The following is a 20,983-nucleotide window of genomic DNA, read 5'->3' as shown; positions in this document are numbered from 1 at the left end:
CGATGACGGGGGCGCGCGGCGTCAGACCAGGCCCACGCTCCGCATGAACGGAATCGACACCAGCGCCGCGTCGCTGCTCGCGAGCCGCATAGGCGCGCTGGGGCCAACCGGCTCGCAAGGCAGCGCCGGCACCGCGCAGACGGGCGTGTCCGCGCTCGCGGGCGGCGCCATCACGCTGCCCGATGCGCAAAGCGCCGCCGACTCGCCACAGGCGTCGGCGCAGACCGTGCTGTCGGCGGTCGCGCTGGCGCTCGACGCCATCATCCGCTCGGGCGGCGAGGCCACGCCCGCCGTGGTCGGCCGTGCGCCGGTCTGGGCCGATCCCGATGCCGCCGACGCGGGCGCCACGGACGCGCAAACCTTGCCGCTGCCGGGGCTCGCCAATCCAGCGAATCCGGCCAGCGCCGCCGCGCAGGCGCTGGAAGCTGCGTTGCTGGCGGAACTCGACGCCCAGGCCGCGATGGCGGGCGGCGCAGCGGGTCTCGAAGGCGCCGATGGTGCCGACGGTGCCGATAGCGCTGCGAATGCCGCCAATCCCGCGAACACACCGAACGGTAACGCTGCTGCGCAGAACGCCCAGAGCGCCGCCGGTGTCGCGCTCGCGGCGCAATCCGGGCCGGTGGCCGCGCTGGCTGCATCGCTGGCGCAGACCGTCGCCAATAGCGGCCTTTTCTACGAATCCCATCTGGCGCAATGGCTGCGCGGCCAGCGCACGCCCGGCGATCTCGCCGACGAACCGCAGAATCGCCTGACAGGCGGCGCGCAATTGCCGCTCGACTGGAACGAGACCGCCGACGATATCGACGACGTTTTCTGGACCGATTTACCGAACGCGGGCCAGCAAGCGGCACGCGCCGCAGCCAATGCCGCCAATGCGGCCGCTCAGGGCGCGCAGCAGCCCACCGCCTTTGCACGCGGCGAGCAAGCCGGCGCCGCCGCTTTCGCGCAGGAAGCCGCGCGCGGCCAGGCGGCGTTCGGCGATACGCTTTTGCCGCCCGTCCATGTGCCGAGCGGCGCGGGTGCCGGCGTGGGCGTGCACGAAGCGCTGCTGCCGCTGGTGCGCCAGCAGCTCGACCTGCTGGCGACCGGCGAATTCCGCTGGACCGGCGAAGCGTGGCCGGGCGTGCGCCTCGACTGGACCATCCAGCCGGACGATTACGACGCGCGCGATCCGCAGGGTGGCCGCGGCGCCGATGAAGACGCCACGCCCTGGCATACGCGGCTCACGCTGGCGCTGCCGTCGCTGGGGACCGTCGACGCCGAATTGACGCTGACGGGATCGACGCTCGCGGTGCGCGTGCAGGCCAGTCCCGGCGGCGCGCAACGCCTCACCGATAACAGCGAAGTCCTGCGCGGACGGCTGGAAGCGCTCGGCCTGTCGCTTGCCGGTTTGTCGATCCGCGAGATCGGCGGCGTCTCGCCGCACGCCACTTCAGCCGATGCGGCGCGCGCCGCCGATGCCTACGCGCGCAATGCCGCGTCGCCACCGCCAAACCCGTCACAAGAAAATCACGCGGCCGAAGCCGCTACCTCCGCCACCGATACGACCGACTGGGAGCGCGGATGATGAGCCGCAACAACCGCAAGAGCGCCGCGGCGCTCGCCTATGACGACCCGGCTTCGCGCGACGGCGCGCCGCGCGTGGTCGCCAAGGGCTATGGTCTTGTCGCCGAGATGATCGTGCAGCGCGCCAAAGAGGCGGGGCTTTACGTGCACGAAGCGCCCGAGATGGTGTCGCTGCTCATGCAGGTGGATCTGGATTCGCAGATTCCGCCGCAGCTCTATCAGGCCGTGGCGGAATTGCTTGCGTGGCTGCACGGACTCGAAGCCGTGGATCTCAACGCGAAGGCCGTCGAAAAGCAGGCGCAAAATCAGGCCGCGCCGGCCAGTACGCCCGACCCCAAAGCGCTGACGGTCAATCCGTTCCGCTTTCCCCAGCTCAAAGGCTAAGGCGCAGGCGCGCTAGAACTTCAGCATCACGCGGATCAGCGTATCGAACAGCTTGCCGTAGGGCGGCGCGATCAGGTGGCGCGCGTTCAGGCGCGCCTGCGTGAACACCGGCTTCATCTTCGAGAACGTGCAGAAGCCCTCGTAACCGTGATACGAGCCCATGCCGCTCGCGCCGACACCGCCAAACGGAAGCCCTTCGGCGGCGATGTGCATCAGCGTTTCGTTCACCGACATCCCGCCCGCAATGGTTTCGTGCGTCACGCGATCGACGGTGCGCGCATCGTCGGCGTAGAGGTAGAGCGCCAGCGGCCGGGCGCGTGCGTTCACGTAGCGCAGCGCCTCGTCGAGCGAGTCGTACGGCACGATCGGCAACAGCGGCCCGAAAATCTCCTCCTGCATCAACTGCGTGTGCGCAGGCGCGCCCGTCACCAGTACCGGCGCGAACTGGCGCGTGGCGGCGTCACGCGGCCCGAGTGCGTGAAGCTGCGCGCCTTCGGCCTGGGCTTCGTCGGCAAGACGTTCGAGCCGTTCGTAATGCCGCGCCGAAATGATCGAGGTGTAATCGCGGTTGGTCGTGAAATCCGGATACAACTCGGCGAATCGCACGCGGGCGCGGGCGATGAAGGCGTCCTCCTTGCCGCGCGGCAAGAGCACGTAATCGGGCGCGATGCAGGTCTGCCCCGCGTTGAGCGTCTTGCCGAGCAGCAGGCTGTCCACGGCGTAATCGAAGCGCGCGTGCTCGCCGATCAGCGCGGGCGACTTGCCGCCCAGTTCCAGCGTGACCGGCGTGAGATTCGCGGCGGCCGCGCGCATGACCTCGTGGCCGATGCGCGTCGAGCCGGTGAACAGCAGATGATCGAAGGGCAGCGCCGTGAAGGCCGCGCCCACGGCGGCGTCGCCGTTGACGACCGTGACGTGATCGGGCGCGAAGGTCTGGGCGATCAGGTCGCCGAACAGCGCCGAGGTGCGCGGCGTCAGCTCCGACATCTTGATCATCGCGCGGCAGCCCGCCGCGAGCGCGCACACGAGCGGCCCCGCGGCGAGCTGCAGCGGATAGTTCCACGGCACCACGATACCGGCCACGCCGATCGGCTGCGGTACCACGCGGGCGCGCCCCGGCATCAGCCATTTGCCGGCACGGCGGCGTTGCACGCGCATCCAGCGCTCGCCATGCTTGAGCGCGGAATCGATTTCCTGTTTGAGCACCACGAATTCCGCGAGCGCGACTTCGGCTTTGGATCGCTGGCCGAAATCGGCGTTCATGGCGTCGGCGAGGGCGTCCTGGTTGGCGAACAGCACGTCGCGCAGCGCGCGCAGATTGCGGGCGCGTTCGCTCCACGCCGGGAAGGGCGCGCGTAGATACGCCTCGCGCTGCGCCGCGAGCAGCGCGCCGAGGTTCGATGAGGATGCATCGCCGCTGGCGCGCGCGACGGCTTCGGGCAGATCCTGCTTCATGGTCGGTCCTTGAGTTGAAAGCGTCGGGCGGGTTTTAGCCAGCGTGGGCAACCGTGCTGGCTGCGGGTTTGGCAACGGCGTTGGCATCGGCAGGAAACGCGCGCTCGATCAGCGCGGCAAGATCGAAGCGCGCGGGCAGGGTGCCAAACACACGGCCGCAATCGCCGTCGTGTTCGTCGAGGCGTGTGGCGATAAAGGCGTCGGCGACTTCGGGCGCAGCGTTGGACGACCCCGCGCGCAGCAACATCGCCTGCGCGATCAGCACGATCTGCTGGGCGATGCGCCGCGCACTGGCCTCGCGCGTGCCGGGCGCGCCGCCCAGTAGCGCCGAAAGCCGGTCGAGCGCCGCGCTCAAGGCCGGATGTCCCGCCGCCTCACGCCGCCATGCCAGGAAGAGCGCCTGTGCGGCGTCGGCCTCGCGCTCCAGCGCGCGCAGCACGTCGAGGCACATCACATTGCCCGAGCCTTCCCAGATCGAGTTGACCGGGGCTTCACGGTAGAAGCGCGCCATCGGGCCTTCCTCGACATAGCCGTTGCCGCCCCAGACTTCCATCGCCTCGCCCGTGAAGGCGAGCGCGCGCTTGCAGACCCAGAACTTGGCGGCGGGCGTGACGATGCGTCGCCAGGCGCGGGCCACGCGGGCTTCGTCGCTTTCTTCACCTTGACCGGCCTGACCGGTTTGCGGGGTGCTTTGCTCGAAAGCCTGCGCGAGGCGCATGAACAGCACCGTCGCGGCTTCGGATTCCAGCGCGAGATCGGCAAGCACGTTCTGCATGAGCGGTTGATCCGCGAGCAGGCGGCCGAACGCGCTGCGATGCCGCGCATGATGGATCGCCTGCACCAGCGCCGCGCGCATGAGCGCCGCGCTGCCAATCACGCAGTCGAGCCGCGTGTAGTTGGCCATCTCGATGATGGTCGGCACGCCGCGCCCTTCGTCGCCGATCATCACGCCGTAGGCGTCGAAGAATTCCACCTCGCTGCTGGCGTTCGAGCGATTGCCGAGCTTGTCCTTCAAACGCTGCACGACGACGGCGTTTTTCGTACCGTCGGGTCGGAAACGCGGCACGAAGAAGCAGGAAAGACCGGCGTGTTCGGCGGTGCGCGCGAGCACCAGATGCGCGTCGCACTGCGGCGCGGAAAAGAACCACTTGTGGCCGGTGAGCAGATAGCCTGCGCCGCGTCCGCTTGCGACGCCCGCCGCGCGGGCTTCGGTGCGATTGCTGCGCACGTCCGAGCCGCCTTGTTTCTCGGTCATGCCCATGCCGATCATCATCGATCGCTTCTGCGCGAGCGGGACATCGCGCGCGTCGTGTTCGCGCGTGTAGAGCTTGTCGCGCAAGGTGTCGAACAGCGCGGGCTCGTTTTGCAGCACGGGGATGCTCGCGAACGTCATCGTGAGCGGACACAGCGAACCCGATTCGAGCTGCGCGTGCAGGAAGTAGCCCGCGCAGCGCGCGGCCATCGCGCCCGGACGCGGCTGCGAAAACGGCAGCGCATGCAGGCCTTCGGCGCGCAGCAGCGCGAGCAGTTCGTGCCAGGACGGATGGAATTCGAGCGCGTCGATGCGCTCGCCGCGTGGCGTGTGCGTGTGCAGTTCGGGGGCGTGACGATTGGCGAGATCGGCGAGTGCCAGCGTGGCCGCTTCGCCCAGCTTCGCACCGTGTTGCGTCAGCGCCTCGCGATGCCATTGCGCGCCTGCGCGCGCGAGCGCTTCGCCCAACGCGGCGTCGCAGGCAAAAAGGTTGTAATCGGCGAGCGGCGGCGCCTGATTCGTCACCTCGTGGGTCGTACCGGGGCTGTGCGCGCCGGTTTCCAACGAGGTTTGCGTCGAGGTTTGCGGCGATTCGAGCGGTTCCATCGTGACCTGTCTCCATCGGCGGCGCGCTCATGAGCGCGGCCTGTCGTGTTGTCCGGATGTTCGCGATGCTGCAAGGCGGGAGGCGGCTGCGGGCTCGCTCGATCAGCGCCCGAGGTTTGACGCGCCGCAGCAATGGCGGCGCGGGCATGCTCCGGCGCTCCCTGTGATGCTTGCCGGAATCCGTCAGCTCTGTCGGCTGAACCGTCTTTTATGGTAGCCGCCGATTGACCACTTACAGCGCATCAGAATTAGAGGATGCGCTCTGACATAAATGCTGACCCGGACTTCAGACGCTTCCTACAATGCGCGATACAACGAAATCGAACGAGCGTGCATCTAGCGTGCCTCATCCTGACGCCGGCTGCAACGACCGAGACAGGGAGGCACATTGGAATACGACTACATCATCGTAGGCGGCGGCTCGGGCGGCGCATCGCTCGCCGGGCGGCTGGCCGAGCGTTGTCCCGAGGCCAGCATCGCGCTGATCGAAGCGGGGCCGCACACCGACCGCAATCTCTTCGTCAACATGCCGATGGGCGTCGCGGCGCTCGTGCCGTTCCGCACGAAGAACAATTACGCCTACCAGACCGAGCCACAGCCGGGCCTCGCGGGCCGTCGCGGCTATCAACCGCGCGGACGCGGCTTCGGCGGTTCGAGCGCGATCAACGCGATGATCTACACGCGCGGCCATCGGCTCGATTACGACGAGTGGGCGCAACTGGGCTGCGACGGCTGGGCCTGGGACGACGTGCTGCCGTACTTCCGCCGCGCCGAGGACAACGCACGCGGCGCGAACGCCTGGCATGGCGCGGGCGGCCCGCTGGGCGTGTCCGATCTATGCGAGCGTAATCCGGTAGCCGAGCGTTTCGTGGCCGCCGCGCGCGAGGCAGGCTTCCCCGCCAACGACGATTTCAATGGCGTCGAACAGGAAGGCGTCGGCTTCTATCAGGTCACGCAGCGCGGCGGCGAGCGCTGCACCGTGGCGCGCGCCTATCTCTACGGCAAGCCGCGCGCGAATCTCTACGGCAAGCCGCGCGCGAATCTCCATCTGATCGCCGATGCCACCGTGCTGCGCGTGGTTTTCGACGGCACGCGCGCACGGGGCGTGGCAATCACGCGCGGCGGGCGCAACGAAACGCTGCAGGCGCGCGCCGAGGTGATCCTCGCGGCGGGCGCGTTCAATACGCCGCAACTGCTGATGTGCTCGGGCGTCGGTCCCGCCGACTCGCTGCGCGCGCACGGCATCGACGTATTACACGACGCACCCGAGGTCGGCCGCAATCTGATCGACCATATCGACTTCACCTACAACAAGCGCGTGCATTCGAGCGAGACCGTGGGCTACTCGCTGCGCGGCGCGGCGAAGATGGCGCCGGGACTCGTGCGTTACTTCAGCAAGCGGCGCGGCATGTTCACGACCAACGTCGCCGAGGCGGGCGGCTTCATCAAGAGCCGCCCGGAGCTTGACCGGCCCGATCTGCAATTGCATTTCTGTACCGCGCTCGTCGACGACCATAGCCGGCGGCTGCACTGGGGCCACGGCTATTCGCTGCATGTGTGCGTGCTGCGCCCGGCAAGCCGCGGCACGGTCACGCTGGCGAGCGCCGATGCGCGCGTCGCGCCGGTGATCGATCCGCGCTTCTTTTCGGATGCGCGCGACCTCGATCTGCTGGTGGAAGGCACGCGCCTCGCTCGGCGCATTCTCGACGCCGCGCCGCTCGCGCAGTTGGGCGGGCGCGAGCTTTACACGCACGCGGGACAGAGCGACGCCGAACTGCGCGCGACCATCGCGCAACACGCCGATACGATCTATCACCCCGTCGCCACCTGCCGCATGGGCGGCGACGCGCGCTCGGTTGTCGATGCGCAGTTGCGCGTGCGCGGCGTCACGCATCTGCGTATCGCCGATGCGTCCGTGATGCCGACGTTGATCGGCGGCAATACCAACGCGCCGACGGTGATGATCGGCGAGCGCGCGGCGGACTTTATCGTCGAATCCCGCCGTGCAGGCATCGCCACGCACGACGCGAGCGTCATTGTCTGACAGGCAATATCGACTTCTCCTGACGCGCTCTTCACCCTTTCTGCCAATACGCACGACGACACGAAAAGCGAGGCCTGATACGCCTCGCTTTTTGACTTTGCTTTGACGAAAACGTGGCTTTTTAATGGGGTTTTCGTCAAAGAATGTGCGACATCCTCGCCTTCCACTTTTTCGAGATTTCGGACTCCCTATAATCGCCCGGCACCTTTGGGCGTGTCAGTTGGCGCGTCCGCGAAAACTGGAGGAACCGCCTCGATGAGTATCAACGTCTTTCAACTGCTGGACACCGTCATGAACGATGACGTGGTCCGCTCCCTGGCCGGTCGTTTCGGCCTCACGCCGGATCTCGCCCGCAAGGTCACCGGCGCCGCGGCGCCCGCAATCGTCGCCGCCATCATGCACCGCGGCAGCACCGCCGAAGGCGCGCGTGGCCTGTTCTCCACCATCATGTCGCCGGACGTGAACGCGCTGATCGGCAAGCAACTGCCCGATCTGCTCTCCAGCACGACGGGGCTGAACCAGCTTGAAACCTCGGGCCGCGAACTGATCCAGCGCGCCGCAGGCGTGAACGTGGGCGCGCTGTCCGATGCGGTCGCGGCGCAAACCGGCGCGGCGCAATCGACGGCCTTTTCGCTGACCGGCGTGGTTGGCGCGGTGCTGATGGGCATTCTGAAGCAGCACTTCACGTCTTCGTCGGGCGCGGTCGGTCATCTGCCTACGCTGCTCGGCCATCAACTCTCGTCGGTCAACGCCAGTCTGACGGACCGCCTCGCACATGCTGTAGGTCTCGGCACCGCAGCTGCGTTCGCGGGCTCGATCCTCGCGCGTCTGAAGGATGTATCGGCGCATCTGGAGCATCCGCAGCCGGTCGCGCGTCCGGTTCCGGCAGCCGTGCCGCCGCAGACCGTGGGCACCGCCACGCCGCCGATCGAGCCGGAAAAGCGCAAGCATTCGTGGCTTTGGTGGCTGCTCGCCGCCATCGCGCTGATTCTCGCGTTCTTCGCGCTGCGTTCGTGCCAGAAGGACGACGCGACCCAGGACACGTCGGCGGCGACGCCTGCCTCGGCCGCAAGCGCGCCTGCCGTCGTCGTCGCGGCTTCCGACGCCAGCGCGCCGGTCGTGGCATCGGCCGCGGCTTCGGATGCTTCCGCTGTGAGCGCGGCTTCTGCTGTGGCGGCCGCTTCGGCGGCAAGCGACGCCGCGCCCGCCGCCGCCACCACCCCGACGCAGGACTCGCATCTGTCGTTCACGGTCGACAAGGCCGGCGTGCCGACCATCAGCGCAACGGTTGGAACGGAGGCCGAAAAGGCGCAATTGATGGATGCGCTCACGAAGAAGTTCGGCGCGGGCAAGTTCACCGCCAACGTGTCGGTCGATCCGGCGACCAAGCCTGCTGACTGGCTCTCGCACCTCGACGGCCTGCTGCCGCTGATGGCGCTGCCCGGCGCGGAAGTGAAGATCGACGGCTCGCACGTCGAACTCAGCGGCACGGCCGCCGACGCGAAGCTCGGCTGGCTCGACAAGCTCAAGGCGCTGTTCGGCTCGGGCTTCGATATCGGCGTGTTCAATGTGCAGAAAGCCGTGGCCGATGCGACACAGTCGTTCCAGGACGCGCTCAAGGGCCTGTTCGGTTCGAATGGCTCGTGCGCGGGCGACGACGTGGCGAAGGTGCTCAATCTGCAGGTCGTGAACTTCGGCACCGGCAGCGTGACGATTCCGGCGTCGGCCGGCGACGATCTGCGCCAGTCGGCCAAGGTGCTGAAGGCTTGCGCGAAGCAAGGCAAGCCGGTGCATCTGGAAGTGGCAGGTTATTCGGATAACGTGGGCGACAAGACGACCAATCTGACGCTGTCGAAGCGCCGCGCGCAGGCCGTGCTGACCTATCTGGTCGCGCAGGGCGTGAACGCCTCGACGCTCACCGCCGCCGGTTACGGCGATGCCAACCCGATCGACAGCAACGACACGGCTGGCGGGCGTTTCCACAATCGCCGCATCGCGTTTGCCGCGAAGTAAACGTAGAAGCGGTACACGCGGTACAAACCAGGGGCCGTCCGGCGAAAGCCGGGCGGCTTTTTTCGCGCGTACGTTATACGCGCTCGTTAAGCGCGCTCGTCGGCGGACTTTTCCAGTCCCGGCGGGCGCACGAAATCATCGAGAAACGTCGACGGCTTCCCATATTCCTCGCGCGCCACGGCAAGCCACGCGCGCGCCGCATGCGACAGATAGCCGTTGCGCTTCCAGCCAATCGCCATGTCCCAGGTGATCTGTGGATCGGCGACCGGCAGGCAGGTGAAGCGCGCCGCATCGAGCCGCCTCACATAAGGCGCGGGCAGCAGCGCGATCCCCACGCCCGCGAGCACCAGCGCAGCCATCAGATCCCAGTGACCGCTGCGGCCCACGATCTGCGGCGTGAAACCGGCGGCGCGGCAGGCGTTGAGCACGACGTCGTTGAGCGCCAGGCTCTCGCCATAAAAGACGAACGGTTCCGCCGCGAGATCCGCAAGCGGCACGCTCGCCGCGCCGTCCCAGCGCGAGCCGCGCGGCGCGACCAGCCACAGCAGTTCGTGCGAGATCGGCAATACGTCGATCTGTTCCGGGTCGATCGGCAGCAGCACGCCGCCCAGTTCGAGTTCGCCGGAAATCAGCGCGGCCTCGATCGCGCGCGAGCCCTGCTCGAACAGCTTGAGTTCGATCCTGGGATAGCGCTGGCGGAACGCGGCGATGGCGGGCGTGAACAGCGAGCCGCCCATCGGCGGAATGCCGATCGTGATTTCGCCGCGCCCGAGCGTGCCGAGATCGGCGAGTTCGGCCTGCAACTGCGCATGCGCGGCAAGCACGTCCTGACCGCGCTGATAAACGATGCGCCCGGCGTCGGTGAGCACCATCTGGCGCGCGTCGCGCAGCAGCAGCGGGGTGCCGGTTTCGTCCTCCAGCGCCTTCACCATCTTGCTGATGGTGGGCTGGGTCACGTGCAGCGCTTCAGCGGCGGCAGTGAAGCTCTGCTGCCGTACCACCTCGATGAAATAGCGTAGCGCGCGCAATTCCACGGTCATGTCTCCTTGATCGGCTGCTCGTACATTCCATTATGGAATGAAGTCGATGATTACAAGTCATTATATTTATGCTGCGCTGCACCCTATACTCAGTTCCATTCCACTGTCACTTAGGGTTTGCCATGACTGCACCGAACACCTCCGCTGCCGCCCCGCAAAAGGGTCTGATGGCGCGTGCTGGCCGGATCGCGGCGCAGTCGGCGCTCCTCGCCGGTGTCTGGTATGTGGCCGACGCACTCACCCGCACCGCGCATCTGCCCGTGCCGGGCGGCGTGGTGGGCCTCGTGCTGCTGCTCGCGCTGCTGTTCTGCGGCGGTGTCACGCCGCGCTGGGTCAAGGCGGGCGCGGACTGGCTGCTCTCCGACATGCTGCTGTTCTTCATCCCGGCCGCGGTGGCGGCGGTGCAGTACGGCGGCCTGTTTCGCGCCGACGGCTGGCGTCTCGCGCTGGTGGTGGTCGGCGGCACGCTGATGGTGATGTTCGCGGTGGCGTTCGCCGTGGAGCAGGCCGCGAAACTGGAGCGCCGCCTTGCGCTGCGCCGCGTGCAGAACGTGCGCCACGCCCGCCATCTGGCGCGCGCCTGATCTGATGCACGGCCATTCTGGCGAGCATCGGCCGAATACCTTACGCACTCCCAAAGGATGATCCCGTCATGAACACGTTTTACGCATCCCTGTTCGCCGACGATGCTTCGCGGCTGATCGCCGCAGGCTGTTTCATCCTGACAGTCGCGCTGTATTTCGCCTCGAAGTCGCTTTACGCGCGCTTTCGCTCGCCGTGGCTCACGCCGCTCGTGGCGGTGCCTGCCGTGCTCGCGGCGCTCGTGCTGCTGCTGCATATTCCGTATCCGGTCTATTTTCAGGACACGCGCTGGCTGATGTGGCTGCTCGGTCCCGCCACCGTCGCCTTCGCTGTGCCGATCTACGAATACCGCGATCTGATGAAGCGCCACTGGATTTCGCTGACCGTCGGCGTGTCGGTGGGCATCATCGTGGCGGTGGGCGGCTCGCTCGCGCTCGCCAAGCTCCTTCATCTGTCGCCGGAACTGCAGCGCAGCCTGATGACGCGCTCGATCTCGACACCGTTCGCGCTCGCCGTCTCCGACAAGATCCACGCGCCGCGCGACCTCACCGCTCTGTTCGTGATCGCCACCGGCGTGTGCGGCATGTTGTTCGGCGAACTGGTGCTGGGGCTCGTGCCGCTGCGCACGCGGCTCGCGCGCGGCGCGCTGTTCGGTGCGGCGGCGCACGGCGTGGGCACCGCGAAGGCGCGTGAACTGGGGCGCGAAGAGGGCGTGGTCGCCAGCCTCACGATGATGATTGCGGGCGTGGTGATGGTGCTGATCGCGCCGGCGCTGGGTTTCCTGCCGGTTTGAGTTTTCAGGCGCGGCGGGCCAGGACAAATTCGAATCTTGCGCAGGCGCGCGCTATTTGGGCCCAATTTGGCGCTCCCGGACGCTTCACGACAGTCTGAAATTTTGCGACGCGATTAAGATCAGGACACCGAAGCCGGGCCATCAGGCTCGACCGGCTGGTTCGGCTCTTTCGCGTTGCGTTTCATGTCCCCGATTTCCATCATCATCCCGTGCTACAACGGCGCCGCCACGATTGCGCGCGCGCTGCAAAGTTGCCTCTCTCAAGACCTGCAAGCGGATCTCGCGCAGATCATCGTCGTCGATGACGGCTCGATTGATGCTTCGGCGTCGATCGTGCGGACGTTCGCGATGCACGATTCGCGCATCCGCCTGCTGCAGACCGTGCGCAACGGCGGCGCGGCGCGCGCGCGCAACTGGGCTGCACTGCACGCGAATACACCGCTGATCGCCTTTCTCGACGCCGACGACGAATATCTGCCCGGCGCGCTGGCTGCCGCGCAGGCTCATCTGGCGCAGCGTCCGCAGGACGTGGCGGTGCGGCTCGAGGTCGAATTCGCGGGCTTTCCGGCGCGCATCACCCAGCACCCCGATTTCGAGCGTCATTGCGCCATCCTCAGCAACACGGTGCCCAGCAGTCTCGTGATTCGCCGCAGCGTGTTTCTGTCGCTGGGCGGTTTTCCGATGGACGAGGTGTTCCGTCGGCACGGCGGCGAGGATGGCGCGTTTTCCTGGGTGCTCAGCGATATCTTTGCTCAGCGCCGCCTGACGGATGCGAAGCGTGTACGCATGCACTATCACGACGGCATTCACGCGGAACGCTTTCTCAATATCCAGATGGGATTCACGCAGGCCGACCCCGTCGCGTCCGCAGACACGATGCGGGCTTCCAGGGCCTACCTCGACGCCGCGACCACGAACGTACGCCAACTGCGTTCGGTTGAACTGGCCACCTGAATCCGCCGCGCGTCTGTCATCGCGTTTTGCTACAATCACGCCTCGTCTTCGAGGAGCGTTGCGACGGGGCGCGGTAACAGACCGCATGACCCGCCAGGCTCGAAGATGCTCAATCCGGCCGGTTTCCAAGCCTCGGCCGCACTGAAAAAACGGCGCTCACGTCTTTAATTTCTAGTCACTTTTAGAAAGGAGGGCGTGATGAACGCCGCAATTCCGCAAGATCAAGCCAACGATTTCGTCGTCGCCGATATGTCGCTTGCCGCCTGGGGCCGCAAGGAACTCAATATCGCCGAAACCGAAATGCCCGGTCTCGTGCAAACCCGCGAAGAGTACAAGGCGCAGCAGCCGCTGAAGGGCGCGCGCATCGCAGGTTCGCTGCACATGACCATCCAGACGGGCGTGCTGATCGAAACGCTGACCGCTCTGGGCGCCGACGTGCGCTGGGCCTCGTGCAACATCTTCTCGACGCAGGATCACGCAGCCGCTGCCATCGCGCAGGGCGGCGTGCCGGTGTTCGCATTCAAGGGCGAATCGCTCGACGAATACTGGGAATTCTCGCACCGCATCTTCGAATGGCCGAACGGCGAATTCGCCAACATGATCCTGGACGACGGCGGCGACGCAACGCTGCTGCTGATCCTCGGCTCGAAGGCTGAAAAGGACCGCTCGGTCATCGCCAAGCCCACCAACGAAGAAGAAGTCGCGCTGTACAAGTCGATCGAAAAGCATCTGGCCATCGACCCGACGTGGTACTCGACGCGCCTCGCGCACATCAAGGGCGTGACCGAAGAAACGACCACGGGCGTGCATCGCCTGTACCAGATGGAAAAGGAAGGCCGTCTGCCGTTCCCGGCCATCAACGTCAACGACTCGGTGACGAAGTCGAAGTTCGACAACCTGTACGGCTGCCGCGAATCGCTGGTCGACGGCATCAAGCGCGCGACCGACGTGATGATCGCGGGCAAGATCGCAGTCGTGGCCGGTTACGGCGACGTGGGCAAGGGCTGCGCGCAATCGCTGCGCGGTCTGGGCGCAACCGTCTGGGTCACGGAAATCGATCCGATCTGCGCGCTGCAAGCCGCGATGGAAGGCTACCGCGTCGTGACGATGGAAGCCGCTGCACCGCACGCCGACATCTTCGTGACGGCAACGGGCAACTTCCACGTGATCAACCACGATCACATGAAGGCGATGCGCAACAACGCGATCGTCTGCAACATCGGTCACTTCGACTCGGAAATCGACGTTGCTTCCACGCGCCAGTACCAGTGGGAAAACATCAAGCCGCAAGTCGATCACATCATCTTCCCGGACGGCAAGCGCGTGATCCTGCTGGCTGAAGGCCGCCTCGTGAACCTGGGCTGCGCCACGGGCCACCCGTCGTTCGTGATGTCGAACTCGTTCACGAACCAGACGCTCGCGCAGATCGAACTGTTCGTCGAAGGCCAGAAGTACGAAAACAAGGTCTACGTGCTGCCGAAGCACCTGGACGAAAAGGTTGCCCGTCTGCACCTGGATCGCATTGGCGCGAACCTGTCGGTGCTGTCGGACGACCAGGCCTCGTACATTGGCGTCGACAAGAACGGTCCGTTCAAGCCGAACCACTACCGCTACTAAGCACGCCGTTACGGTCAGATACAAAGCGCTACAACGCGGCCCTTATTTTTAAGCCGCGTTTAAGCGACCAGCCCGATGCTGTGCACACGCCCGCGCGCTTTTTTTAACGCGCGCGGGCGCACCGCATAATCACGACGAGAAGAGGACTTTCAACATGACCGTGCTGCTCACCTGGCTGATCAACGCACTCGCGCTCCTGATCATCACCTGGCTGGTTCCGTCGATCCATGTACGCAGTTTCGGCACCGCGCTGATCGTCGCGCTCGTGCTCGGCCTGATCAACGCCGTGCTGCGCCCGGTGCTCATCGTGTTGACGCTGCCCGTGACCATCCTCACGCTCGGCGTGTTCATCCTCGTGGTGAACGCACTGTGCTTCTGGCTGGCCGCGTCGCTGCTCAAGGGCTTCGAGGTGTCGGGATTCTGGTCGGCGTTCTTTGGCTCGATCCTCTACAGCATCGTTTCGTGGCTGCTGTCGGCGCTGATTTTCGGCAACCGCAGCCTCGGCTGATGCACGCCGCGCCACGGCCTGACGCCGTGGCCGGCCTATCTCACAAGCGATCATGAAACCGATCGAACTCTCATTCGAATTCTTCCCGCCGAAGACCGCGGAAGGCGTCGAGAAGCTGCGCGCCACGCGTGCGCAACTGCTCACGCACAAGCCGCGCTTCGTGTCGGTGACCTTCGGCGCGGGCGGCTCGACGCAGCAAGGCACGCTCGACACCGTCGCGGAGATCGCGAAGGAAGGCGTCGACGCGGCGCCGCACCTTTCGTGCATCGGCGCAACGCGTGACGGCCTGCGCGACATCCTGAGCCAGTACCGTTCGCACGGCATCCGCCACATCGTGGCGCTGCGCGGCGACCTGCCTTCGGGCATGGGCGAGATGGGCGAACTGCGCTACGCGTCGGATCTCGTCGCCTTTATCCGCGAGGAAACCGGCGACGCGTTCCACATCGAAGTCGCCGCCTATCCCGAATACCACCCGCAGGCGCGCTCGCCGCGTCACGATCTGGAAGCGTTCGCGCAGAAAGTGAAAGCGGGCGCGGATTCCGCGATCACGCAGTACTTCTTCAACGCGGACGCGTATTTCCGCTTCATCGAAGACGCAAAGAAGCTGGGCGTGGATATTCCCATCGTGCCCGGCATCATGCCGATCACGAACTATTCGCAGCTCATGCGCTTCTCGGAAATGTGCGGCGCGGAAGTGCCGCGCTGGGTCGCGAAGCGTCTGGAAAGTTTCGGCGACGACCGCGAGTCGATTCGCGCGTTCGGCCTCGACGTGGTGACGGACCTGTGCCGCCGTCTCGTCGAGGCGGGCGCGCCGGGTCTGCACTTCTATACGCTCAATGCGGCGGGTGCGACCAAGGCGATCTGCGAGCGGCTTGCGCTGTGATCATGCGTTGATTGCATACGTCGCAGAGCAAATACGAACCGCGCGGTTCCGGACTTCCGGGCCGCGCGGTTTTTCTTTGTCGACGTCAGATTCTTGACTGCGATCAAATTCTCCCAAATGAGACGGCGCCAATAATCGAAGGCTATTTTTTGCCTTAATTTTTTCTGAAGCCCGATCGCGCACCTGAGCCTCATCCTGGCGAAGCGGGCCACGCCCATGACGCTTCCTTCTGCTCCCGACTCCGGCGCCCAGCGCGATTCCATCGCGCTGCCCGTGTTTTCCGATGCGCTCGCCGCCTGGCGCGCGGGCGATCACGATGCGGCGCGCGCGCAATGCCAGCGGCTGCTGGCTGCCGATCCGCAAAACATCGACGCGCTGCATCTGGCCGGCATCCTGGAAATCGGCCGCGACCGGCTGACGGCGCGCGCGTTGATCGAGCGCGCCGTGGCGCTGCGCGTAGAGCCCAGGCTGCTGGTCGGCCTCGCCCTGACCTTCGATTCCCATAGCGAAAGCGACATGGCGATCGCCACACTCGCACGCGCGCTAGAACTCGATCCCGATTACCCCCACGCGCTCAATAACCTCGCCAACCTCTACGACGCGCGAGGCGAACACGCGCGCGCTGCCGCGCTGCTGGAGCGTCTGGTGAAGCGGGAGCCGGACAACGGCATCGCGCATTTCAACCTCGGCACCATCATGTTCGGGCTGGGCGACTACGCGCGCGCGGAAGCCGAAATGCACCGTGCGATCGAGCTCGATCCGCACCACATCAATGCGTGGAACAACCTCGCCAACGTGCTGATTGCGACGCGTCGCAAACAGCAGGCGCTGGCGATGCTGACGCACGCGCTCACGTTCGCCCCGGACGACGTGAATTTGCTGACCAACCTGGGCAGCCTGATGCGCGACGCGGGACGCATCGACGAAGCGCAGGCTACGCTCGAACGTGCCGTCACGCTGGCGCCCGACAATGCGCCGGCGTGGAACAACTACGGCAACGTCTTCGTGGACCTTGGCGACGTGGACCGCGCGCAGCGCGCGTTTGCACGCGCCATCGAATTGAAGCCCAACTTTTCCGATGCGTGGAGCAACTATGGCAACGCGCTCAAAGCCAGCGGCGATATCGCCGCCGCCATCGACGCCTACCGGCATGCGCTAATGCATGACGCGGGCAACGAAGGCGCGCACAGCAATCTGGTCTACGCGAACCTGTTCGCCACCGAAGACGGCATGGCCATTCGCGCCGAAGCGGAGCTCTACGCCGTACGCCATGACGCGGCGCAGCCCGGCGGCGCTGCGCCGCTATATGCAAACACGCCCGATCCGGCGCGACGGCTGCGCATCGGCTACGTCTCGCCCGATTTCCGCAATCACTGCCAGTCGCTGTTCACCTTGCCGGTGTTCGCGCAGCACGATCATGCGAACTTCGAGATCGTCTGCTATTCGAGCGCGCAGCCCGACGAGGTGACGACGCGACTCACCGGCATGGTCGATCGCTGGCGCGACGTGCGCGAATTCGACGATGCACGCCTGTCGCAGCAGATTCGCGACGATGGCATCGACATCCTTGTCGATCTCACCATGCATATGGCCCACACGCGGCGCGCGCTGTTCGCGATGCGGCCCGCGCCGGTGCAGATGGCGTGGCTCGCGTATCCGGGCACCACGGGCAGTGCCGCAATCGGCTGGCGGCTGACCGATCCGTGGCTCGATCCCGTGGGCGCGCCGGGCGTCGATGAGCAGTACACCGAACGATCGTTGCGTCTGCCCGACACTTTCTGGTGCTACGCGCCGCTGGAAGTGCCGCATGACGTGACCGCACTGCCCGCGCTCACGGCCGGGCATATCACCTTCGGCTGCCTGAACAATCCGTGCAAGCTCACCGACGCCACCTTCGCGCTGTGGTCGGGCGTTTTCGCGGCGCTGCCCGATGCGCGGCTCGTGCTCATGGCGCCGCAGGGCAGCGCGCGCGAACGCATGCTGGCGCGACTGGCGGCGCATGGCATTGGCGAGGAGCGCGTGCGCTTCGTCGGTTTCCAGCCGCGCGCGGACTATCTGCGCACCTGGGCGCAGATCGATATCGCGCTCGACACCGTTCCATACAACGGCCACACCACCAGTCTCGACGCGTTCTGGATGGGCGTGCCGGTGCCCACGCGCGTCGGCCGTGCGGTGGCGGGGCGCGCGGGACTGTCGCTGCTGGCGAATCTCGGCCTGCAGGAACTCGCTGCATATGACGATGCCGCCTATACGCAAACTGTCGTAGCGCTCGCGCACGATCTGCCGCGTCTTGCGACGCTGCGCGCCGGTTTTCGTGCGCGCATGCAGGCGTCGCCGCTGATGGACGGCGCGCGTTTCGCTCGTCATATGGAAGCCGCGTGGCGGCACATGTGGCAGACATGGTGCGCGAGTGCGCAGCGCCCGACGCACATCGACGATGCCGAAGCCGCCTTGCGTCACGCCATCGCCACGACGCCCGCCGGTTCGCCGAAGCATGCGCGCGCGTGGAGCGCACTCGGCGATCTGTTGTTTGGCAAGGGGCGCACGGCTGACGCGCAGACCGCGTATCGCGCCGCGCTCGCCGCCAACCCGGACGACGCCGACGCGCTCAGCAACCTCGGCAGTCTGCTGGCGGCGGCGAAGCAGCACGCCGAAGCCGAGCCGCTGATCGCGCGCGCCGTGACGCTGCGGCCGGGCTCCACCGAAGCCTGGCGCAATCTCGGCAACCTCTACGCCGAAACGCAGCGCAGCGCCGAAGCCATCGACGCCTACACGCGCGCCGTCGAAATCGACCCGAGCCTCGCGCAGACGCATGAACTGCTCGGCGGCCTGTTGATGCGGGCGAGCGAGATGGGCGCGTCCGTGGCGGCGATGCGGCGCGCTGTGGCGAGCGACCCGACCAACGCCGGCGCGCACGCCGATCTCGCTTACGCGATGATGTACGTCACCGACGACGGCGCGCTCATCCGTGCCGAAGCCGAACGCTTCAGCCAGCAGCACGAAGCGGCGCTGCTAGCTGCTCCCGCGCTTTACGCCCACTCGCGCGATAAGGTGCGCGATAGCGCGCACGACCCGGCGCGGCGGCTGCGCATCGGCTATGTCTCGCCCGATTTCCGCAATCACTGCCAGTCGCTCTTTACCTTGCCGCTATTCAGTCATCACGATCACGCGGAGTTTGAGATCGTCTGCTACGCGAGCGTCGCGGAACCGGACCCGATCACGCAGCGCATCCAGCAGCACGTCGATCTCTGGCGCGACGTGCACGCACTCGACGACGCGCAACTCGCGCAGCAGATTCGCGCCGACGGCGTCGACATCCTCGTCGATCTGACGATGCATATGGCCAACGCGCGGCGGCGTCTCTTTGCGATGCGGCCCGCGCCTGTGCAAGTCGCGTGGCTGGCGTATCCCGGCACCACGGGCAGCGCGGCGATCGACTGGCGCATCACCGATCCGTGGCTCGACCCGCCCGGCGTGCCCGGCGTTGATGAGCAGTACACCGAACGATCGCTGCGTCTGCCCGATACGTTCTGGTGCTACGCGCCGCTCGACGAGGCGGATCGCAGCGTGGCCGTGAGCGCGTTGCCGGCGCTGGACGCGGGACATATCACGTTTGGCTGTCTGAACAATCCTTGCAAGCTGTCGGATGACACGCTCGCTCAATGGTCGCCGATCTTCGCGGCGCTGCCCAACGCGCGGCTGATCCTGCTGGCGACCTCCGGCACGCTGCTTGAGCGACTCAAGCGCCGACTGGCCGCGCATGGCATCGACCCGGCGCGCGTCACGTTCATCGGCTACCAGCAACGGCTCGCGTATCTGAACACGTGGGCGCAGATCGACATCGCGCTCGACACCTTCCCCTACACCGGCCACACGACGACGCTCGACGCGTTCTGGATGGGCGTGCCGGTGCCCACGCGCGCGGGGCGCGTTGCCGCGAGCCGCGCCGGGCTCTCGCTGCTCGCCAATCTCGGACTGGCCGATCTGGGCGCGTCGGATGCCGCCGGTTACGCGCAGACGGTCGTGGCGCTCGCCCACGATCTGCCGCGCCTCGCCGCGCTGCGCGCCGGCTTGCGCGCGCGCATGCAGGCGTCGCCGCTGATGGACGGCGCGCGCTTCGCCCGCAACATGGAGGCGGCATACCGGTCGATGTGGCGCGACTGGTGCGAAGTGGACGCCAAACAACAACCTGAGCGCGCCCTCTAGCGAACACGGCATAGGCCGATGCGCTATGTTGCTTGAGGCAGATCCGGCGCGATTTTTGCGATGGGTCGGCGCAAGAAGCCCGATGCGCGAGCAGGACATCAACGGCCCGTGTGGCCAAAACATCCAGAATCACGCGCGGCTGACCAGGAAAACGGCCAAAACTACATAAAAATCAGCAAAAACGACTGCTAAATCGTAATCAGTCGATCGGCGTGAGGCATTCCGAAGTGCGCCTGTCAATCAGGCGTTTTCCATGAGAGACGGGCCTTTTTGGCTACCTTGTGAGCGCGCCCCCCGCTCTTGTAAGATCGCGCTACGCTGGCCCAGGCCGGCACCGAACTGGAGGAAACATGAAACAAAACAACCTGTTGCGTGCAGCACGGATGACGTCCTTCGTGGCGCTCGCAGCGGCATCGATTGCAGGCGCCCCGCTCGCGCACGCCGACAGCATTCCGAACAAGACACTCGTCTACTGCTCGGAAGGCAGCCCGGCCGGTTTCGATCCGGCGCAGTACACCACCGGCACCGACTTCACCGCGAACACGTTCACCGTCTACAACCGTCTCGTCGAGTTCGAACGCGGCGGCACCAAGGTCGAACCGGGCCTCGCGCAATCGTGGGATGTTTCCGCAGACGGCAAGACCTACACGTTCCACCTGCGCCACGGCGTGAAGTTCCAGACCACCTCGTTCTTCAAGCCCTCGCGCGAGTTCAACGCCGACGACGTCGTGTTCTCGTTCCAGCGCATGCTCGACCCGAACCAGCCGTTCCGCAAGGCGTATCCGGTGTCGTTCCCGTACTTCACGGACATGGGCCTGGACAAGCTGATCGCCAGGGTCGAGAAGGTCGATCCGTACACCGTCAAGTTCACGCTGAACGAGCCGAACGCGCCGTTCATCCAGAACATGGCGATGGAATTCGCCTCGATCCTGTCGGCTGAATACGCCGACCAGCTGATGAAGGCCGGCAAGGCCGCCGACATCAACCAGAACCCGGTCGGCACCGGCCCGTTCATCTTCAAGAGCTACACCAAGGACGCGACGATCCGCTTCGACGGCAATCCGGATTACTGGAAGCCGG

Annotated in this window: 15 protein-coding genes and 1 riboswitch; of the genes, 12 read left to right on the top strand and 3 right to left on the bottom strand. The window is 66.2% G+C overall.

Annotation, left to right across the window (positions count from 1 at the left end; translation table 11 throughout):
* Positions 1–43: 43 nt before the first annotated feature.
* Both F3J17_RS35275 and F3J17_RS35270 read left to right on the top strand, forming a co-directional pair.
* Positions 44–1,567 (top strand): flagellar hook-length control protein FliK, encoded by a 1,524-nt coding sequence (locus tag F3J17_RS35275; protein ID WP_167070365.1) that lies wholly within the window; start codon positions 44–46, stop codon positions 1,565–1,567.
* Entirely contained in the window at positions 1,567–1,950 is a 384-nt protein-coding gene (locus F3J17_RS35270) for an EscU/YscU/HrcU family type III secretion system export apparatus switch protein (protein ID WP_167070363.1), read from the top strand. The genes F3J17_RS35275 and F3J17_RS35270 overlap by 1 nt, the downstream gene beginning before the upstream one ends.
* Before the next feature lie 12 nt (positions 1,951–1,962).
* On the opposite strand, the gene F3J17_RS35265 is transcribed toward F3J17_RS35270, so the two are convergent.
* Positions 1,963–3,405 carry a coniferyl aldehyde dehydrogenase gene (locus tag F3J17_RS35265; RefSeq protein ID WP_167070361.1) on the bottom strand — a complete coding sequence of 481 codons (1,443 nt, stop codon included), beginning with the start codon at positions 3,403–3,405 and terminating at the stop codon, positions 1,963–1,965.
* Between the two features lie 34 nt (positions 3,406–3,439).
* Entirely contained in the window at positions 3,440–5,263 is a 1,824-nt protein-coding gene (locus tag F3J17_RS35260) for an isovaleryl-CoA dehydrogenase (protein WP_167070359.1), read from the bottom strand.
* Between the two features lie 388 nt (positions 5,264–5,651).
* Here F3J17_RS35260 and F3J17_RS35255 point away from each other — a divergent pair, with 388 nt between their 5' ends.
* Positions 5,652–7,307 (top strand): GMC family oxidoreductase N-terminal domain-containing protein, encoded by a 1,656-nt coding sequence (locus F3J17_RS35255; RefSeq protein ID WP_167070357.1) that lies wholly within the window; start codon positions 5,652–5,654, stop codon positions 7,305–7,307.
* Positions 7,308–7,562: 255 nt separating this feature from the next.
* Complete coding sequence (locus tag F3J17_RS35250; RefSeq protein ID WP_167070355.1) at positions 7,563–9,320, top strand: OmpA family protein; 1,758 nt, start codon at positions 7,563–7,565, stop codon at positions 9,318–9,320.
* An 86-nt stretch (positions 9,321–9,406) separates the two neighbouring features.
* Here F3J17_RS35250 and F3J17_RS35245 read toward each other — a convergent pair whose 3' ends face one another.
* Positions 9,407–10,354, bottom strand: a complete 948-nt coding sequence (locus F3J17_RS35245; RefSeq protein ID WP_167070380.1) for a LysR family transcriptional regulator — start codon at positions 10,352–10,354, stop codon at positions 9,407–9,409.
* Positions 10,355–10,482: 128 nt separating this feature from the next.
* Here F3J17_RS35245 and F3J17_RS35240 point away from each other — a divergent pair, with 128 nt between their 5' ends.
* From F3J17_RS35240 to F3J17_RS35205, 8 genes are all read left to right on the top strand, one after another.
* Positions 10,483–10,944: a CidA/LrgA family protein gene (locus F3J17_RS35240; RefSeq protein ID WP_167070353.1), complete on the top strand. Its 462-nt coding sequence runs from the start codon at positions 10,483–10,485 to the stop codon at positions 10,942–10,944.
* A gap of 68 nt (positions 10,945–11,012) precedes the next feature.
* Positions 11,013–11,735 (top strand): LrgB family protein, encoded by a 723-nt coding sequence (locus F3J17_RS35235; RefSeq protein WP_167070351.1) that lies wholly within the window; start codon positions 11,013–11,015, stop codon positions 11,733–11,735.
* A 183-nt stretch (positions 11,736–11,918) separates the two neighbouring features.
* A complete protein-coding gene (locus F3J17_RS35230; protein WP_167070349.1) occupies positions 11,919–12,689 on the top strand; it encodes a glycosyltransferase family A protein in 771 nt (256 codons plus the stop codon).
* A gap of 44 nt (positions 12,690–12,733) precedes the next feature.
* Positions 12,734–12,854: riboswitch (S-adenosyl-L-homocysteine riboswitch) on the top strand.
* Between the two features lie 33 nt (positions 12,855–12,887).
* The gene (gene ahcY / locus F3J17_RS35225) at positions 12,888–14,306 is read left to right on the top strand and encodes an adenosylhomocysteinase (RefSeq protein ID WP_167070347.1); all 1,419 of its coding nucleotides are present in this window, start codon (positions 12,888–12,890) and stop codon (positions 14,304–14,306) included.
* A 154-nt stretch (positions 14,307–14,460) separates the two neighbouring features.
* On the top strand, positions 14,461–14,814 hold the full coding sequence (locus tag F3J17_RS35220; RefSeq protein ID WP_027816095.1) for a phage holin family protein: 354 nt from the start codon (positions 14,461–14,463) through the stop codon (positions 14,812–14,814).
* Positions 14,815–14,866: 52 nt separating this feature from the next.
* A complete protein-coding gene (gene metF / locus F3J17_RS35215; protein WP_167070346.1) occupies positions 14,867–15,697 on the top strand; it encodes a methylenetetrahydrofolate reductase [NAD(P)H] in 831 nt (276 codons plus the stop codon).
* Between the two features lie 216 nt (positions 15,698–15,913).
* On the top strand, positions 15,914–19,903 hold the full coding sequence (locus tag F3J17_RS35210; RefSeq protein ID WP_167070344.1) for a tetratricopeptide repeat protein: 3,990 nt from the start codon (positions 15,914–15,916) through the stop codon (positions 19,901–19,903).
* A gap of 350 nt (positions 19,904–20,253) precedes the next feature.
* Positions 20,254–20,983: ABC transporter substrate-binding protein (locus F3J17_RS35205; RefSeq protein ID WP_240161272.1), on the top strand; the 730-nt coding region annotated here is incomplete at its 3' end.

The organism is Burkholderia sp. Ax-1719, assembly GCF_011753055.1.
GTDB lineage: Bacteria > Pseudomonadota > Gammaproteobacteria > Burkholderiales > Burkholderiaceae > Paraburkholderia.
This window is presented reverse-complemented; position numbering and strand designations above follow the sequence as displayed.

Excerpts from the sequence above, each read along its gene's own strand:
- F3J17_RS35275 (WP_167070365.1), top strand. The coding sequence starts at position 44 with ATGAACGGAATCGACACCAGCGCCGCGTCGCTGCTCGCGAGCCGCATA.
- F3J17_RS35270 (WP_167070363.1), top strand. The coding sequence starts at position 1,567 with ATGAGCCGCAACAACCGCAAGAGCGCCGCGGCGCTCGCCTATGACGAC.
- F3J17_RS35265 (WP_167070361.1), bottom strand. The coding sequence starts at position 3,405 with ATGAAGCAGGATCTGCCCGAAGCCGTCGCGCGCGCCAGCGGCGATGCA.
- F3J17_RS35260 (WP_167070359.1), bottom strand. The coding sequence starts at position 5,263 with ATGGAACCGCTCGAATCGCCGCAAACCTCGACGCAAACCTCGTTGGAA.
- F3J17_RS35250 (WP_167070355.1), top strand. The coding sequence starts at position 7,563 with ATGAGTATCAACGTCTTTCAACTGCTGGACACCGTCATGAACGATGAC.
- F3J17_RS35240 (WP_167070353.1), top strand. The coding sequence starts at position 10,483 with ATGACTGCACCGAACACCTCCGCTGCCGCCCCGCAAAAGGGTCTGATG.
- F3J17_RS35235 (WP_167070351.1), top strand. The coding sequence starts at position 11,013 with ATGAACACGTTTTACGCATCCCTGTTCGCCGACGATGCTTCGCGGCTG.
- F3J17_RS35230 (WP_167070349.1), top strand. The coding sequence starts at position 11,919 with ATGTCCCCGATTTCCATCATCATCCCGTGCTACAACGGCGCCGCCACG.
- ahcY (WP_167070347.1), top strand. The coding sequence starts at position 12,888 with ATGAACGCCGCAATTCCGCAAGATCAAGCCAACGATTTCGTCGTCGCC.
- F3J17_RS35220 (WP_027816095.1), top strand. The coding sequence starts at position 14,461 with ATGACCGTGCTGCTCACCTGGCTGATCAACGCACTCGCGCTCCTGATC.
- metF (WP_167070346.1), top strand. The coding sequence starts at position 14,867 with ATGAAACCGATCGAACTCTCATTCGAATTCTTCCCGCCGAAGACCGCG.
- F3J17_RS35210 (WP_167070344.1), top strand. The coding sequence starts at position 15,914 with ATGACGCTTCCTTCTGCTCCCGACTCCGGCGCCCAGCGCGATTCCATC.